This window comes from Corynebacterium sp. KPL1818 (assembly GCF_000478135.1).
Taxonomy (GTDB): Bacteria; Actinomycetota; Actinomycetes; order Mycobacteriales; family Mycobacteriaceae; genus Corynebacterium; species Corynebacterium accolens.
In genome coordinates, this window is the sequence record NZ_KI515759.1 from 684,371 (window position 1) to 700,929 (window position 16,559).

The window sequence follows — 16,559 nt, forward strand, 5'->3', positions numbered from 1 at the left end:
CCTAAGGAAGGGAGGTTTTAGGGCATGGCTAACTCACAGCGCGCGGCAGCGGCGCATGTGGCGGTGAAAGAATCACGGTCCACGGATGGTGATACCCGCCGCCAGGTACTGCTGCTATTGCTTAAGGACAGCCCTGTAACCGCCTCTTACCTGGGTGAGCGCCTTGGTCTTTCGACCGCCGGGATCCGCCGGCATTTAGACATTCTGGTGGAAGAAGAACTAACGGAAGTTGTCGAGCGCCGTCCAGCTTCTCGTTCGCGGATGCACTCCGGAGCGGGTCGTGGGCGACCGGCAAAACACTTCCGCCTGACGGATCGTGGGCGTGCGCAATTTGGCCACGCCTATGATGAATTGGCTTCTGAAGCGTTGACCGCGCTGCGCTCTGCGGGCGGTTCAGAGGCTGTGAAGAACTTCGCTAAGGCTCGATTTGAGCGCATCATCGCCGATGTGCGTCCCCTCGTGGACGCGGAAGAATCGGTCGAGGAAGTAGCGCGCAAACTGGCTGAAACCCTGGATAAGCACGGGTACGCCGCAACCGTGGACCGTGCCGGCCAGGGCGTGCAAATCTGTCAACACCACTGCCCGGTTGCCCATGTGGCGGCCAAGCACCCTGAACTGTGCGAGGCAGAGCAGGAAGTCTTTTCCGCCCTCTTAGGCAAACACGTACAACCTTTGGCTTCTATCGCAGATGGCCACGGAATTTGTACCACGAATATCCCCTTGACACCTGTCAAAACTAATACTGAAAGGAGCGAGTCATGACCCAGGCACAATCGGCACCTGATAACAAGATGACCGATGATGAGATCATCGATTCTATTGGTGCGTATGAGTACGGCTGGCACGACTCGGACTCGGCCGGCGCTTCTGCCGCCCGTGGCCTGAACGAGGACGTTGTCCGCGATATTTCCGCAAAGAAGGGCGAGCCCGAGTGGATGCTGAACCAGCGTCTCAAGGCCCTGGATATCTTTGATAAGAAGCCCATTCCCACTTGGGGCGCGGATCTCTCCGGCATCGACTTTGACCAGATCAAGTACTACGTCAAGTCCACCGAAGAGCAGGCGCAGACCTGGGACGACCTCCCGGATGATATTAAGGCCACCTACGATAAGCTGGGCATCCCTGAGGCAGAAAAGCAGCGCTTGGTTGCCGGCGTGGCCGCACAGTACGAGTCTGAGGTTGTCTACCATCAGATTCGCGAAGACCTGGAAAGCCAGGGCGTTATCTTCGTCGATACCGATACCGCGCTGCGCGATTACCCAGAGCTTTTTAAGGAACACTTCGGCACCGTTATTCCTGCCGGTGACAATAAGTTCTCCGCGCTTAACTCCGCAGTGTGGTCCGGCGGCTCCTTCATTTACGTCCCGAAGGGCGTACACGTTGATATCCCGCTGCAGGCCTACTTCCGTATTAATACCGAGAACATGGGCCAGTTCGAGCGCACCCTTATCATCGTGGATGAGGATGCCTACGTTCACTACGTGGAAGGCTGCACCGCGCCCATCTACAAGTCGGACTCCCTGCACTCCGCGGTGGTGGAGATCATCGTGAAGAAGGGCGGCCGCTGCCGCTATACGACGATCCAGAACTGGTCCAGCAACGTCTACAACCTGGTGACCAAGCGCACCAAGGTGGAAGAGGGCGGCACCATGGAATGGGTCGATGGCAATATCGGCTCCAAGGTCACCATGAAGTACCCGGCCGTGTGGATGACCGGTCCGCACGCTAAGGGTGAGGTGCTTTCCGTCGCCTTCGCTGGCGAAGGACAGTTCCAGGACACTGGTGCAAAGATGACGCACATGGCGCCCTACACCTCCTCCAATATCGTCTCCAAGTCCGTTGCCCGCGCCGGTGGCCGCGCTGCTTACCGCGGCTTGGTGCAGGTCAACCAGAATGCGCACCACTCCACGTCCAACGTGGAATGCGACGCCCTGCTCGTGGACAATATCTCGCGTTCGGACACATACCCGTATAACGACATCCGCAACGAGTACGTCACGTTGGGCCACGAGGCAACCGTGTCGCAGGTCTCTGAAGAGCAGCTGTTCTACCTCATGTCCCGCGGCATTGCGGAAGAAGAAGCAATGGCAATGATCGTGCGTGGCTTCGTTGAGCCGATTGCTAAGGAGCTGCCGATGGAGTACGCCCTCGAGCTCAACCGCCTCATCGAACTGCAAATGGAAGGATCGGTCGGCTAAAGAAATGGTCGCTTCGAACGAATTCAATCCGGATAAGATCACCAAGGGTGACGTCTTTACCTCTACCAACGTGGAGGATTTCCCGGTACCGCACGGCCGCGATGAGGTCTGGCGCTTTGTTTCCCTGCGCAAGCTGCGGGGCCTGCACAACGGGGAATTTGCTCAAGCGGTTGCCCAGGACGTCAAGGTAAGCGAGCACCCAGGCGTTTCTGCGGAGACTGTAGACCGCGACGATGAGCGTCTTGGCCGCGTGGGCAAGCCTTCTGACCGCGTGGCTGCCCAGGCATGGACCTCCATGCCCGAGGGTCAAGTGGTAACCATTGACCCTGAGGTGCAGGTGGAAGATCCCATCACCATTACCTATACGGGCAAGGGCGAGGACGTGACCTCATTCGGTGCCACTTCCATCGAAGTTGGCCACCATGCAGAAGCCACCGTTGTGCTGAAGTACGTTGGTTCCGGCACCCACGCGGATAACGTGGAGTTCATCATCGGCGATGGCGCGCACCTGACCGTCATCGTGGATGTCGACTGGGAAAACGACGCGGTGCACCTGTCTAACCAGGTAGCACAGGTGGGACGCGATGCCGTGCTGCACCATAACTCCGCCATCTTCGGCGGCGAGGTCGTGCGCATTGTCCCGCGCGTGAACTTCACCGCTCCCGGCGGCGACGCTGAGTTGCTGGGCGTGTACTTCGCCGATTCTGGTCAGTACTTCGAAAACCGCATGCTCGTGGATCACTCGGTTCCGAATTGCCGGTCCAATGTCCTGTACAAGGGCGCATTGCAGGGTGAGAAGAAGAACGAAGCTCGTACCTGCTGGGTAGGAGACGTGCTTATCCGCTCCAACGCACAGGGCACCGATACTTATGAGACGAATAATAACCTCATCCTTACGGACGGTGCGCGCGCTGACGCTATCCCGAACCTGGAGATTGAGACCGGTGAAATCACCGGCGCCGGCCACGCCGCGACGGTTGGCCGCTTCGACGATATTGAGCTGTTCTACCTGATGTCGCGCGGCATTCCGGAGGCAGAGGCTCGTCGCCTCATCATTCGTGGCTTCTTCAATGAGGTCATCCACCGCATCCCGGTGCAATCCCTGTCCGAGGAACTGGAAAACCGCATTTCCGAAGAACTGGAAAAGATCTCCGCTTAACGCACTTACAGAAGGAAACCCACACACTATGTCTACTCTGGAAATTAAGAATCTCCACGCCCAGGTTCTGCCGAACGAAGAAAACGGCGAGCCCAAGGAAATCCTCAAGGGCGTCAACCTCACCATTAACTCCGGCGAGATCCACGCCATCATGGGTCCTAACGGCTCCGGCAAGTCCACCTTGTCCTACACCATTGCTGGTCACCCGAAGTACGAGGTCACCGAGGGCGAGGTGCTTCTCGATGGCGAAAACCTCCTCGACATGCCCGTCGACGAGCGCGCTCGCGCCGGCCTATTTTTGGCCATGCAGTACCCAACCGAGGTCCCTGGCGTGAAGGTATCGCAATTCATGCGCTCCGCCGTAACCTCCATCCGCGGCGAGGCCCCCAAGCTGCGCGAGTGGAATAAGGAACTTACTGAGGCTCGCGAGAACCTGAAGATTGATAAGTCTTTCATCTCCCGCTCCGTCAACGAGGGCTTTTCCGGCGGCGAGAAGAAGCGCCACGAGGTCATGCAGCTGGACATCCTAAAGCCCAAGTTCGCGGTCATGGATGAGACCGACTCCGGCTTGGACGTTGACGCGCTGCGCATCGTTTCTGATGGCATCAACCGCTACCAGGATGACACCAATGGCGGCATCTTGATGATTACCCACTACAAGCGCATCCTGAACTACGTGCAGCCAGATTTCGTGCACGTATTCGCTAACGGCCAGGTTGTGAAGACCGGCGGGGCCGAGCTGGCAGACCAGCTCGAGTCTGACGGCTACGACCAGTTCCTGCAGTAAAGACCAGCCCAGAGCTGGTTCTCCTCGATGAATCGAAGAAGTTTTATGTCTGGATTTGATGTAAACGCAATTAGGGAGCAGTTCCCAATCCTGCAGCGCACCGTGCGCGGCGATAAGCCGCTGGTGTACCTGGATTCGGGGGCTACCTCCCAGCGCCCGTTGCCGGTGTGGAAGGCAGAGGAGGAGTTCGTCCTCCATACCAACGCCCCCGTCCACCGCGGCTCTTACCAGTTGGCTGAAGAGGCGGATAACGCCTATGAGTCGGCCCGGCAGGCCATCGCGGCCTTCGTTGGCGCGGACCGCGATGAGATTGCCTTTGCTAAAAACGCCACCGAGGCGCTCAATGAGGTTGCCTATACGCTTTCCGATGAGCGTGCGGGCGAGTTGTACGTGGGAGAGGGCGATACCGTCGTCATCACGGAGCTTGAGCACCACGCCAACCTCGTGCCTTGGCAAGAGCTCTGTGAGCGCACCTGTGCCACCTTGAAGTGGTACTCGTTGACTGACGATGGCCGCATCGACTTGGATTCGCTCGAGCTCGATGAATCCGTTAAGGTCGTTGCGTTTACCCATCAATCCAACGTCACTGGCGCGGTTTCCGATGTCGAGGAAATGGTGCGCCGTGCTCGCGAGGTCGGCGCCATGGTGGTGCTTGATGCCTGCCAGTCCGTCCCACATATGCCGGTGGATTTCCACGCCCTGGATGTGGATTTTGCCGCATTCTCGGGCCATAAGATGTGTGGCCCCAATGGCGTGGGCGTGCTCTACGGCAAGGACGAATTGCTGCGCAAGCTTCCCCCGTTCCTTACGGGTGGCTCCATGATCGAGGTAGTGAAGATGGAAGGAACCACCTTCGCGGAACCGCCCATGCGATTTGAGGCGGGAACCCAGATGACCAGTCAGGTCGTCGGCCTCGGCGCCGCGGTGAAGTTCCTCGAGGAGGTGGGGATGGACAATATCCATGCCCACGAGCAAAAGCTCACCGCTTATGCCTTGGAACAGCTCCGCGAGATTCCAGGGCTGCGCATCATCGGCCCAGAAACGGCCGAGAACCGCGGCGCGGCCATCTCCTTTACCGTGGAGGGCGTGCACCCGCACGATCTGGGTCAGGTTCTGGATGACCAAGGCGTTTCCATTCGAGTAGGCCACCACTGCGCGTGGCCGCTGCACCGCGCCTGCGGTGCGCAATCGACCGCGCGCGCTAGCTTTTACCTGTACAACACGGAAGTCGAAGTAGATAAGCTGGTAGAAGCCATTAAGGCCGCCCGCGATTTCTTTGGAGTTGCCTAATGAATCTAGATTCGATGTACCAAGACGTGATCTTGGATCACTATAAAAATCCGCAACACGCGGGGTTGCGCGAGCCGTTCCAGGCAGAGGTTCACCACGTGAACCCCTCGTGCGGCGATGAGCTCACGTTGCGCGTCAACCTTTCCGCGGACGGCAAGACCGTTGAAGATGTGTCCTACGACGCCGAAGGTTGTTCCATCTCGCAGGCATCGACGTCCGTCATGGCGGAAGAGATCGTCGGCTTGCCCTTGGAGGAAGCCAATAAAAAGCTTGCCGAGTTTGAAAAGATGGTCACCTCGCGTGGCCAGGACGAGGGCGATGAGGACATCATCGGCGATGGTGTTGCCTTTGCAGGTGTTTCTCAATACCCGGCACGAGTTAAATGCGCGCTGCTAGGGTGGAAGGCTTTTCAGGCCGCCACCGCAGATGCGCTCAATGAAGTGGAGAAGTAAATGACCGATCCCGTAGATCCTTACCAGAACGAGAATTCGTCCTTCAGCGCAGGCGGCGAGCGGCCAGAGCAGACGGAAGAACAGCTGTCGAAGGCCTTTGACATCACCGAGTTCATGCGCGACGTCATCGACCCGGAGCTCGGCATCAACGTCGTTGACTTGGGCTTGGTCTATGACCTGTGGCTGGAAGAAGAGGACGGCAAAGAGCTCGCCATGATCAACATGACGTTGACCTCGCCGGCCTGCCCTTTGACCGACGTCATTGCGGAACAGGTTGAGGACATCGTTACCGGCAAGAAGCTTGCCGATGGCGTGCGTATCAACTGGGTCTGGATGCCCCCCTGGGGCCCACACATGATTTCCGAAGAAGGCCGTGAGCAGCTCCAAGCTCTGGGCTTTGCGGTTTAATCACCACGGAAAATTTAAAAGGCGGCGGTAAAACTACCGCCGCTTTTTTGCGTGAATTAGTGCCTTGGCCTTTGGTTGCTAGACTGGCTTGTCGTGATTGTGACCAATGATTTTGAGGTACGCGTAGGTGCCCGCACGCTTCTCGATGCCCCCGGACAGCACCTCCGCGTCCAGCCCGGCGACCGCATCGGGCTAGTGGGCCGCAATGGTGCGGGAAAGACCACGACCATGCGCATCCTGGCAGGCGAGACCGAGCCTTATGGCGGTACTGTCTCTCGTTCGGGTCCGATTGGTTACCTTCCGCAGGATTCGCGTGAAGGCAATATCGAGCAAACCGCGCGCGAGCGCGTGCTTTCTGCCCGTGGGCTCGACGATATTAAGCGGCGGATGGCCAAGCAGCAAGAGCTGATGGAAACGGCCACGGATGAGAAGTTCCGCGATAAGGCCATCCGTAAATACTCCCGCTTGGAAGAACAATTCGACTCCTTGGGCGGCTATGAGGCTGATTCCGAGTGCGCCCAAATCTGCGATAACCTAGGCCTGCCTCAGCGCGTTTTGGACCAAAAGCTCAAGACGCTATCGGGTGGCCAACGCCGCCGCGTGGAGCTGGCGCAGATTCTTTTTGCGGCCAGCGAGGGCTCGGGTAAATCCCAGACCACGTTGCTCCTCGATGAGCCGACCAACCACCTGGATGCGGATTCCATCGTCTGGCTCCGCCAGTTCTTGTCCAAGCACGAGGGCGGGCTGGTCATGATTTCTCACGATGTCGAGTTGCTCGAGGCCGTGTGTAATAAGGTTTGGTTCCTCGACGCGGTGCGCGGCGAGGCGGACGTCTACAACATGGGCTATAAGAAATACCTCGATGCCCGTGCTACCGATGAGGCACGCCGGCGCCGCGAGCGCGCGAATGCGGAAAAGAAGGCCTCCGCGCTGCAAAAACAGGCCGCCAAATTGGGTGCTAAGGCCACCAAGGCCGCAGCGGCGAAGCAGATGCTAAACCGCGCCGAGCGCATGATGAATGACCTCGATGAGGTGCGCGTTGCGGATAAGGTAGCCAATATCAAATTCCCCGAGCCTGCCCCGTGCGGCAAGACGCCCATGAACGCCAAAGGCTTGACCAAGATGTACGGTTCGCTGGAGGTTTTCGCGGGCGTGGACCTGGCCATCGATAAGGGCTCCCGCGTCGTTGTCCTGGGGTATAACGGTGCCGGTAAGACGACCTTGCTCAAGCTCTTGGCAGGGGAGGAGCGCACCGACGGCGAGGGTGGCATCGTCAGTGGCCACGGTTTGCGCATTGGCTATTTTGCGCAGGAGCACGACAATATCCACCCGGATAAGAGCGTATGGGAAAACACCATCGAGGCCTGCCCCGATGCGGACCAGCAAGAGCTGCGCGGGCTCCTGGGAGCGTTTATGTTTTCCGGCGATAAACTGCAACAGCCCGCCGGAACGCTGTCTGGTGGTGAGAAAACCCGCCTGTCGCTGGCTACATTGGTCTCCAGCCGCGCGAACGTGCTGCTTCTCGATGAGCCGACCAATAACCTCGACCCCATCTCTCGCGAGCAGGTGCTCGACGCGCTCAATACCTACACGGGCGCGGTGGTCTTGGTTACCCACGATCCGGGCGCGGTGAAGGCGCTCGACCCTGAGCGGGTGATCATCATGCCGGATGGCGATGAAGACCTGTGGTCCGATGAGTACATGGAAATCGTCGAGCTGGCTTAAGCCTTATGAAGACGCTGATTGAGAGGATGCCTGCCTGGCGGGATAAGTTTTGGGTCATTCCCGCGGTTGCGGTGGCGGTGGCCGTCGTGGCGGCCGAAGGCATGCTCGCACTCGACCGCAACTTCGATCTGGCGCTCTCTCGGCTCTATGACGGTAGCGCGGAAAGCGCTCAAGGCCTACTCACCGCCGTGGCCACCGCCACGCTGTCCCTGGCCGGGACCCTGTTCTTTATCACCCTGACCGCGCTTTCCGGCGTGGTGACGGTAATGGGACCGCGTCTATTGCACGAATTTTTGAAGGACCGCTCCATCCAGTCCACGCTGGGGATCTACCTGGCGACCTTTACCTACTCGCTCCTATCCCTGCGTGCCGTGCGCGCCGGCGGCGAGGGCAAGGTAGAGCACGTCCCTTCGTTGAATGTAGCAGTCGACATTGCCTTGGCACTGATATGCGTGGTCTTTTTGATTTATTTCATCGTCCACATCGCGCAGTCCATTAGCATGTCTCACGTGGTGCACGTGGTGGCCCAAGACGTGGAAGAGCACATGCGCCGACTCATTGAACGCGGCGAGGAAGAGAAGGTTGCCAAGGCACCAGGCTCGGATTTCTATGAATCCGCGGATCAAACCCGCAGCTCCCAAACGGGCTACCTGAAATTCGTGGACTACGAGTCTATTGCCCAAGCGGCGGCCGAAGAAGATTGCGCGGTTCACTTAGGTGTGGCCCCCGGCGATCTCGTGCTTGAAGGAGAGGTCATCGCCCACGGCGTGCCGCACATGCCGGAAAACATTGAAAAGCACATCGTGGTCACGCAGCACCGTGAGGATGCCTCCGCGCACGACCCGCGGTTTACGGCCCGGCACCTCGCGGAGATTGCCGCCCGCGCTTTAAGTACCGGCGTCAATGACCCTTATACGGTCATCGACATCATTGACCGCTTCACGCAAATCTTGGTGGTCATTGGGGACAAGCGCTTGCCGCAAGGGATTATGCATATCGATGGCGAGTTCCGCTTGGACTATCAAACCTTTAGCTATGAACAGATCATTGAGGCGATGTTCACCCAAATCCGCCGCGATGCGGCCGATAAAGCCGAAATCTATCTCAGTTTGCTCAATAACCTAGCTAAGGTGGTGGCACTGCTGCGCACCGTGGAGCGCCGCAATGTCTTGGATGAAGCGGTGGAGGCCATCTACTCCGATGCGGGCCGCCAGGTCGGCGGCGAGGTGGAATTGCGCCAGTTAGAAGATTCTTTTCAGCACTTCAAAGCAAACCTCGCCCGGTGGGAAGAATCCGAAAAGCCGGGCGAGGAGAATGAAGACTCCGAGTCCTAAGGGGAGCTTGGCGCGCTTGTCCTAGGCACGCTTGCCCCTAGGCGTGGAGTACTCCACACCTAGTTGCGGAAACCATGCACCGGGGCAGGGATGAAGCCTCCACGGTTGATGAACTGCGAATTGCCCACCTGATTGACCGGGATGATCGGTGCATAACCCAAAAGCCCACCGAAGCTGACCTCGTCGCCCACCTTGGCACCAGGTACCGGAATGACGCGCACGGCGGTGGTCTTATGGTTCATCACGCCGATTGCGGCTTCATCCGCAATCATGCCGGAAATCGTGGCCGCAGAGGTATCGCCGGGGAGTGCGATCATGTCAAAGCCTACCGAGCAGATGGCGGTCATGGCCTCCAACTTGTCCATGGAAATGGAGCCGGACTTTACGGCATCGATCATGCCCCTGTCCTCAGAGACGGGGATGAAGGAACCGGACAAGCCACCCACGCGCGAGCATGCCATCATGCCGCCCTTCTTCACGGCATCGTTAAGCAGCGCCAATGCCGCCGTCGTGCCGTGCGTGCCCACCTGATCGAGGCCCATGTGCTCGAGGATGTGCGCCACGGAGTCGCCGAGTTCTGCCGTGGGGGCCAAGGAGAGGTCAATGATGCCGAAGGGAACGCCGAGGCGCTCGGAGGCCATATTGCCCACGAGCTGCCCGGCGCGGGTGATCTTGAAGGCGGCCTTCTTGACTTCCTCTGCAACCTGATCCAGGCTTGCGCCTTCCAAGGAGCCGAGGGCGCGGTCCACCACGCCGGGGCCGGAGACGCCAACGGAGACGACGCAGTCAGGCTCCTCGATGCCGTGGAAGGCACCGGCCATAAACGGATTATCGCCCACGGAATTGGCAAAGACGACGAGCTTGGCGCAGGCAATTGCGGAATTATCCTTGGTCAGCTCAGCGGCTTCCTTGATGACCTCGCCCATTTGCTTCGTCGCATCCATGTTGATCCCTGCGCGAGAGCTGGCGATATTGACCGAGGAGCAGACCACGTCCGTCTCGGCCAAAGCCTCGGGGATGGAGGAGATGAGCTTTTGCTCTGCGCTCGTCGCACCCTTTTCTACCAGCGCGGAGTAGCCGCCGACGAAGTTAACGCCCACCTCCTTCGCAGCCTTATCCAGCGCCCGCGCGGCATCGACGGGGTTGCCATCCAAGCCTGCGACAACGAGGGAAATGGGGGTGACAGAGATGCGCTTGTTGACGATCGGGATGCCGAGCTCACCTTCGATGCCCTCGCATACCTCAACCAAGCGGCCTGCTTGCTGCGTTACGCGGTCATAGATGGCCTGGCAGGTTGCCTCCATGGTCGAGCGCGTACATCCCAGTAGGGAAATGCCCATCGTCACGGTGCGGATATCGAGACGATAGTTTTCGATCATCTCGATGGTGTCCAAGATATTGGTGGTATTAAAACGCGTGCTCATGTTAAATCTCGTTCATGGCGGTAAAGAGGTCTTCGGACTGAATGCGGATGGATTGCTGCTTTTCCTCCGCAACCGGACGCATCCGCTCCTTGATGGTCTGGATGGATACGGCATCCGCATCGAATTCAACGCGGAGGATCATGGTGAAATAGTCACCCATAATGGTCTGCGAGACATCAATGACGTTGATGTCCAGATCAGCAAGAGTCGTGGTCACTGCGGCAATGATTCCGGTGCTATCGGCACCGGTGACGGTCATAATGGCGTACATAACCAGTATTCTATCTGGTTCGGTGGGCAACGCTCGCACCACGGTCGCGGCATGTTCTGGCACTGCTGAAAAGAACCGCTGCAGCATAAAAATCGCGCTGTTACCATGGGGCGCTATGGCTGATACCAAGAAAAAGGTTTTGTACATCGGTGGACACGGCAAGGTTGGCCTGCTGGCGGCTCCAAAATCAGCGGAAGCTGGCCACGAGGTTCACTCGCTTATCCGTAACCCAGACCAGAAGGCCGATATTGAGCAGGCCAACGCTACGCCGGTTATTGCAGATATTACCGAGCGGTCCGTTGACCAATGGGCCGAGCTATTCGCAGATTATGACGCAGTTGTATGGGGCGCCGGAAACGGCGGCCGTGGCGGCGCGGAACTGACGTGGGCCGTCGACCGCGACGGCGCATTGGCCGCCATCGAGGCCCTGGAAAAGCTGGGCAAAGACGTTCCTCAGTTCGTCATGATTTCTTATGTCGGCTCCCAGGTTGCGACGACAGACCCAGCCGATGAAAAGTGGTACGCCTATGTGGAGTCCAAGAAGGAAGTGGACAACCGCTTGGCCAATAGCTCTATCCCGCAAATCATCCTGAAACCCGCTGGCCTGACGGAGGAGCCTGCGCAGGGGCTGGAATTTGTTGAGGACAAGATGCTGCAAGAGGGCCAGACCTCGTCTCGTGACCTAGTGGCAGACGTCATCGTAGAAGTGCTGGGCCGCGATGAGCTTCCGGAGTCCCCAGTCGTATTCGTTGACGGCGACAAGCCAGTCAGCTCGATTAAGTAATAGTTAGCCAGGCTAGCTATGAGTCTCTCGCGCCCAGCCGTCCTGGTCGACTGCGATCCAGGCATAGATGACTGCCTCGCCCTGATGTACCTGGCAGGACTGCATCACGCAGGCGAGATCGAATTGGTGGGTGTGAGCACGACCGCTGGAAACGTCGAAGTCCAGCAGACTGCCGCCAATGCACGGTGGATTCTGGATCTCTGTGGATTACCGGAGGTCCCCGTCGCACCAGGGCGGCCGGCTCCGCTCGAAGTAGAGCTGACCACGACACCTGAAACCCACGGTGCGTCCGGCTTGGGTTATCTTTCCGCGCCCGATCACGATTTCGGCGATATGCAGTGGCAGGAGTTGTGGTCGAGCGCCATTGCCCGCAACCCGGGGCTACACCTCATCGTCACCGGGCCGGTAACTAACTTGGCAGACTTCGAGCGGGAGCACGGCGATGCCGTCGCGCGGTGCGCCTCGATTACCATCATGGGCGGTGCCGTTAATTATCGCGGTAATACCACGCCTACGGCGGAATGGAATTTCTGGGTAGATCCCCACGCGGCAGCACGTCATTTTTCAGCCTCAGCAGAATTGAACAGTACGCTGTGCTCGCTCGAGGTCACCGAGCAATTTCTCATCACTCCAGAGCGCTTGGCAGAAATTCAAGGGCTTCTTGGTACACACCCAATGGCGGAAAAGCTGCCGGAGCTACTGCGGTTCTACTTCGAATTCCATCAAGCGCAAGAAGAAGGCTACCAAGCCCAGATCCATGACCTGCTGACCTGCATCATCGCGCTAAAGAAGGTGCCGTTCGAGGCGGTAGAAACGACTATTGACGTGGAAGCGGACTCTGCGCTGATGCGCGGGACCAGCGTCGCAGACCTCCGCAATCACTGGCGCCGGCCGGCTAATGCCTCGCTGGTGACCAGCGCGGATATTCCAGCCGCCCACCGTGAATTCGATAGGGCGTTGCGCGCATTGAGCGCGCGTGTTGCTCTAGGCGAATAAATCTTTTACCCTAATCCGCAGCGCATACGCCACATTTTTCCTACGCTGAGGTGACATAGGCTGGAACTAAAAGCAGTGTGCCCCGATCTCTTTTACACATTGATGGATTAGGAATACCTCTATGCCTCAGCTTTCTCTTACCCCTGCCCGCCGGGGGATGGTCATCGCGGGCGCCGCGCTAGTCGTCGCCACGTGGATCTACTTGGTGCTTTTCCGCCCCACCGATTGGGAGTCCGTAGCGGGCTCTGCCGAAGCGTTGATCACCTTGGCCGGCTACCTCATTGGCGCAGCGCTGCTGCTTGCCGGCACCGTGCCATCTCTTCCAGCTCGTACCATCGCCATTATTCCCATCGCGTTGGTGCTCAACATCGTGGTGGGCCAAATCATCGGATCGAGCGGCATTCCGCTGTATATCGACTCCGTGGGAACCATCCTGGTGGCGGCACTGGCAGGCCCCATTGCCGGGCTTGCTACCGGTACGCTGTCTTCAGTGGTCTGGGGATTGCTCAACCCGATGGCGCTCCCATTCGCCGCGGTGTCCGCTGCTACCGGCTTCCTTTCCGGCTGGGCCATCCAAAAGGGCGCGTTTACCAAGATCTGGAAGGTCATCGTCAGCGGTGCCATCATCGGCATCATCTGCGGCATGCTCGCCGCACCCGTGGCCGCGTTCGTCTACGGCGGTACGGCTGGTGTCGGTACCGGCGCGCTCACGTCCCTCTTCCGCGAACTCGGCAACTCCTTGATTGCGTCCGTGACGATGCAATCACTTATCTCTGACCCATTGGATAAGGCAGTCGTCTTCCTCATCGTGTGGGCTGCCGTGAAATCCTTGCCTAAGCGCACCCGGGAATCCTTGCAGCCTCGCTAATGTATCGCCTTCACCCGTCGACGGTCCTCACCATTGCTGCGTGCGGTTGGCTACTTATCCTCGCTCTCAATAGCCCACTAGCCTCTGCAGTGGTAGCTGGCGCAATGCTTGCCTATGGCGTGTTGGCCACGAGATCCCTTGCGATCGTCTTGGCCTCTGCAGCGCTCTGTGTTCCGGTGGCCTTATCGATGTTGGTGATCCACGCCCCCTATGGCGATAACCAGCTGATTCCGCTTATTACAAGCGATGGCCTGCTCATCGCCGCCACACTAGCCCTGCGCTTTTTCGCGCTCATGGTGTGCTTCATCGTGGCGATGTCAGTGCTGCGAATTTCCGATATTGCGAAATGGCTACAGGTCTCGCGCGCTGGGCACAAAATTGCCTACATCGTTGGTGCTTCACTGCAGTCTTTACCGCAGGGCGCGCAAGCCTGGCGGACCGTCCGCGATGCCAACCAGCTGGCAGGAATCAAGGTGACATGGCGCAATACTATCTCGCGGGTAGTCATCCCAGTAATTTCGCGCCTCCTGATCCAAGGCACCGAGCGTGGACACGCGCTTGCCGCCGTGGGCTTTGATGAAGAGGGGACCAGGACCCTTTTGCGGCCGGTGCCGGATTCAAACTTGTCCCGCGTGCTGCGCTACATCGTTCCCCTGGGAACCATAGGAGTCATGGTCTTTGTATGGATATAGACGATATTCAGCCGAGTAAGGGACGCATCGTCCAAGTACTTGTTCCTTCGGATGCCATCGCCGAAAACGTGGCGCAAGAGCTGGGCGAAAAATTCTCTACGTCTGTCATCATCGGTACTGACTCCTCCGCGCAGATGAGCTATTTGCGCGATACCTGCATCGAAGAAGTGGTCCTAGGATTAGAAAACCAGGGTGAGGACCCAGCCCGCATGCAGATGCGGGGAGAGGAAATGCTTGCGGCGGTGGGGCTTAGCGATTACGCGGAGAAAAACCCCACCCAGCTTTCTGGCGGTCAGACGCGGAGGCTCGCCGCTGCATGCGTCGCCATCCGCGAACCCGAGGTGCTCATTATGTGCGAGCCGAGCGCGGGGCTTGACCCCACATCGTTGGCGATGATGGTGCAACTATTGCATTCGTTGCACAACACGTGCGTTCTCGCCGTGTCATCCATGCACTGGCCCGAATTGGGCGGGGAGGTCGTAGGAGAGATCCCACAACCTGCTCCTATACACCTGCAATCGATTTCGGATTATGGGGCGCAAGAATACCTCGGGCCGCTTACTGCGCGCCGCGGACAAGAAAAGAAGCGCTGGTGGCAATCGGCGAAGCCTTCCGGCAATACCTTTAGCGTCGGACCGGTAACCATCCCCATTCGCGGCGGGGGCGTGACCTGGTTGCGCGGGGCAAACGGAACCGGAAAAACGTCGCTCCTGCGCGCCGCCGCCGGCCTTGATGGGGCACAGCGCCCAGCAGAGCCTCTGGGATTGGTCCTACAATCTCCTTATGACCAGGTAATATATTCCGCTTTGGGGGATTTTGTTCCCGATACCGCGTTACGGCAGCTGCTGGAACTTGATGCCGATGAGCACCCATTGGATCTATCCGCTTCCCGGCTGAGGCTTGCCCAAACTGCACATGTGGTGGGGATGGGCCACGCCATCTTGCTCATGGATGAGCCCGATAGCTTGCTTTCGCTAACGGATCGAGCACTCATGCATCAACTGATTCATAGGGCGCTGGAATCAGGAACGGCAATCGTCCTTACGTGCCATGATCCAGGGTTCGTCGCAGAGATCGCGCAGTATGTCAGCGTCCAGGAAGTAGAGCTTTCCACTACCGGCGGCTTGGCAGAGAGCACCGACTAACCAAGTCCGCGTTCAGCTGGCGCCTTCGCCTCCCAGTGAGAAAAGCGGAGTGACGAAGGTGGGGGGTGTTCCTATATAGTTTGTCAATCTCGCGGGTGAGGTTGATTGGGGCGGATCCTCAACTCGGGATTTTAGGTGTGTTGTTTTGCGCGCGACTGGTAGCCGACTGGGGGTTTCCAGTCGGCTTGTTTCGCTGTTAGAGGTTAGGCTGCTGCGGCTTCCTTTGCTGGGGCGGGATCGCGGTAATACTCGTGGTTGCGCATCATGGCGTAGAGGACGTTGATTCGTCTGCGGGCGAGTGCTACAACCGCAGCGTTGTGACGCTTGCCTTCCTTGCACTTTCGTTCAAAGAATTGCGAGCCTAACCCCCGACGTGTCCACTTTCCTGGGTCAGGCCCCAAGAGCAACGTAATGGGCTCGGTTAGCGCTGTGGAGACCTAGAACTCCGAATGGATTGCTCCACCAGATCGAGGACACGCTCCAGGCCATCCGTATCCCCTAAGGCGAGCCTATTAATAAACCCATCCATGAAGGTTTCTAAATAGCACACCAGGGTATCTATATCGACATCGTCTCGCAGGCGGCCTTGCTCCGCGTTGGAGGCGAGGCGGGCACGGATAGCCTCGTCACGAATGGACTGGTGCTCTTTCCACCGAGCAGCAAACGATGGGTCCGTGCGCAAGAGGGAAGTGATCTCCAGACGCGTGGCAAGCCAATCGTGGCGTTCTGGGTGACGCAACATCTCCCGCATAACCTCGACGAGGCCGTTATTGGCCACTACTTCTGCCTGGCGTGCGGCATCCTCGCGGGCTAAAGAGAGGAATAAGGACTCCTTGTCCCCAAAGTGGTGGAATATGGCGCCGCGTGATTTCCCCGTGGCTTGTTCTAAGAGGCGGACAGTCGCGCCCTCATAGCCATGTTCGGCAAAGCACCGGCGAGCTCCGACGAGAATTTCGTGCCTGCGCCGATTTAACTCAGATTCACTCACGATTGGCATGGTGAGGTCGTCTCCTTTTAGGAATGTTT

Annotated in this window: 17 protein-coding genes and 1 pseudogene; 14 read left to right on the top strand and 4 right to left on the bottom strand. The window is 58.5% G+C overall.

Annotated elements, in window-relative coordinates; translation table 11 throughout:
- The first annotated feature begins 24 nt into the window (after window positions 1-24).
- The 9 genes from HMPREF1261_RS08955 (at window position 25) to HMPREF1261_RS08995 (ending at window position 9,353) form a co-directional block, all read left to right on the top strand.
- Complete coding sequence (locus HMPREF1261_RS08955) at window positions 25-762, top strand: metalloregulator ArsR/SmtB family transcription factor (RefSeq protein WP_023030713.1); 738 nt, start codon at window positions 25-27, stop codon at window positions 760-762.
- Window positions 759-2,198, top strand: coding sequence for a Fe-S cluster assembly protein SufB (sufB, locus tag HMPREF1261_RS08960; RefSeq protein ID WP_023022420.1), 1,440 nt, complete (start codon window positions 759-761; stop codon window positions 2,196-2,198). The genes HMPREF1261_RS08955 and sufB overlap by 4 nt, the downstream gene beginning before the upstream one ends.
- Before the next feature lie 4 nt (window positions 2,199-2,202).
- The gene (sufD, locus tag HMPREF1261_RS08965; protein WP_023030714.1) at window positions 2,203-3,357 is read left to right on the top strand and encodes a Fe-S cluster assembly protein SufD; all 1,155 of its coding nucleotides are present in this window, start codon (window positions 2,203-2,205) and stop codon (window positions 3,355-3,357) included.
- Window positions 3,358-3,385: 28 nt separating this feature from the next.
- Window positions 3,386-4,144, top strand: a complete 759-nt coding sequence (sufC, locus tag HMPREF1261_RS08970; RefSeq protein ID WP_005279139.1) for a Fe-S cluster assembly ATPase SufC — start codon at window positions 3,386-3,388, stop codon at window positions 4,142-4,144.
- 45 nt (window positions 4,145-4,189) lie between these two features.
- Entirely contained in the window at window positions 4,190-5,434 is a 1,245-nt protein-coding gene (locus HMPREF1261_RS08975; RefSeq protein ID WP_023030715.1) for a cysteine desulfurase, read from the top strand.
- Window positions 5,434-5,886: a Fe-S cluster assembly sulfur transfer protein SufU gene (gene sufU, locus HMPREF1261_RS08980; protein WP_005279143.1), complete on the top strand. Its 453-nt coding sequence runs from the start codon at window positions 5,434-5,436 to the stop codon at window positions 5,884-5,886. The genes HMPREF1261_RS08975 and sufU overlap by 1 nt, the downstream gene beginning before the upstream one ends.
- On the top strand, window positions 5,887-6,294 hold the full coding sequence (locus HMPREF1261_RS08985; RefSeq protein WP_005279145.1) for a metal-sulfur cluster assembly factor: 408 nt from the start codon (window positions 5,887-5,889) through the stop codon (window positions 6,292-6,294).
- 93 nt (window positions 6,295-6,387) lie between these two features.
- A complete protein-coding gene (locus HMPREF1261_RS08990) occupies window positions 6,388-8,019 on the top strand; it encodes an ABC-F family ATP-binding cassette domain-containing protein (protein WP_023030716.1) in 1,632 nt (543 codons plus the stop codon).
- A gap of 5 nt (window positions 8,020-8,024) precedes the next feature.
- Window positions 8,025-9,353 carry a DUF2254 domain-containing protein gene (locus tag HMPREF1261_RS08995; protein ID WP_023030717.1) on the top strand — a complete coding sequence of 443 codons (1,329 nt, stop codon included), beginning with the start codon at window positions 8,025-8,027 and terminating at the stop codon, window positions 9,351-9,353.
- Window positions 9,354-9,412: 59 nt separating this feature from the next.
- On the opposite strand, the gene HMPREF1261_RS09000 is transcribed toward HMPREF1261_RS08995, so the two are convergent.
- Window positions 9,413-10,777 carry a PFL family protein gene (locus HMPREF1261_RS09000; RefSeq protein WP_023030718.1) on the bottom strand — a complete coding sequence of 455 codons (1,365 nt, stop codon included), beginning with the start codon at window positions 10,775-10,777 and terminating at the stop codon, window positions 9,413-9,415.
- Between the two features lies 1 nt (window position 10,778).
- Window positions 10,779-11,048 (bottom strand): ACT domain-containing protein, encoded by a 270-nt coding sequence (locus HMPREF1261_RS09005; protein WP_034654051.1) that lies wholly within the window; start codon window positions 11,046-11,048, stop codon window positions 10,779-10,781.
- Window positions 11,049-11,163: 115 nt separating this feature from the next.
- Between HMPREF1261_RS09005 and HMPREF1261_RS09010 the strand changes: the two genes are divergently transcribed.
- The 5 genes from HMPREF1261_RS09010 (at window position 11,164) to HMPREF1261_RS09030 (ending at window position 15,533) form a co-directional block, all read left to right on the top strand.
- Window positions 11,164-11,832: an NAD(P)-binding oxidoreductase gene (locus tag HMPREF1261_RS09010; RefSeq protein ID WP_023030719.1), complete on the top strand. Its 669-nt coding sequence runs from the start codon at window positions 11,164-11,166 to the stop codon at window positions 11,830-11,832.
- Window positions 11,833-11,850: 18 nt separating this feature from the next.
- On the top strand, window positions 11,851-12,828 hold the full coding sequence (locus tag HMPREF1261_RS09015; RefSeq protein ID WP_023030720.1) for a nucleoside hydrolase: 978 nt from the start codon (window positions 11,851-11,853) through the stop codon (window positions 12,826-12,828).
- Between the two features lie 121 nt (window positions 12,829-12,949).
- On the top strand, window positions 12,950-13,696 hold the full coding sequence (locus HMPREF1261_RS09020; RefSeq protein ID WP_005283022.1) for an ECF transporter S component: 747 nt from the start codon (window positions 12,950-12,952) through the stop codon (window positions 13,694-13,696).
- On the top strand, window positions 13,696-14,388 hold the full coding sequence (locus HMPREF1261_RS09025) for an energy-coupling factor transporter transmembrane protein EcfT (protein WP_023030721.1): 693 nt from the start codon (window positions 13,696-13,698) through the stop codon (window positions 14,386-14,388). The genes HMPREF1261_RS09020 and HMPREF1261_RS09025 overlap by 1 nt, the downstream gene beginning before the upstream one ends.
- Entirely contained in the window at window positions 14,379-15,533 is a 1,155-nt protein-coding gene (locus tag HMPREF1261_RS09030) for an ATP-binding cassette domain-containing protein (protein ID WP_023030722.1), read from the top strand. The genes HMPREF1261_RS09025 and HMPREF1261_RS09030 overlap by 10 nt, the downstream gene beginning before the upstream one ends.
- A gap of 203 nt (window positions 15,534-15,736) precedes the next feature.
- On the opposite strand, the pseudogene HMPREF1261_RS12515 reads toward HMPREF1261_RS09030, so the two are convergent.
- Both HMPREF1261_RS12515 and HMPREF1261_RS09035 read right to left on the bottom strand, forming a co-directional pair.
- A pseudogene (locus tag HMPREF1261_RS12515) lies at window positions 15,737-15,877 on the bottom strand (IS110 family transposase); the annotation flags it as partial.
- 77 nt (window positions 15,878-15,954) lie between these two features.
- Window positions 15,955-16,530, bottom strand: coding sequence for a TetR/AcrR family transcriptional regulator (locus tag HMPREF1261_RS09035; protein ID WP_005279159.1), 576 nt, complete (start codon window positions 16,528-16,530; stop codon window positions 15,955-15,957).
- Window positions 16,531-16,559 lie beyond the last annotated feature (29 nt).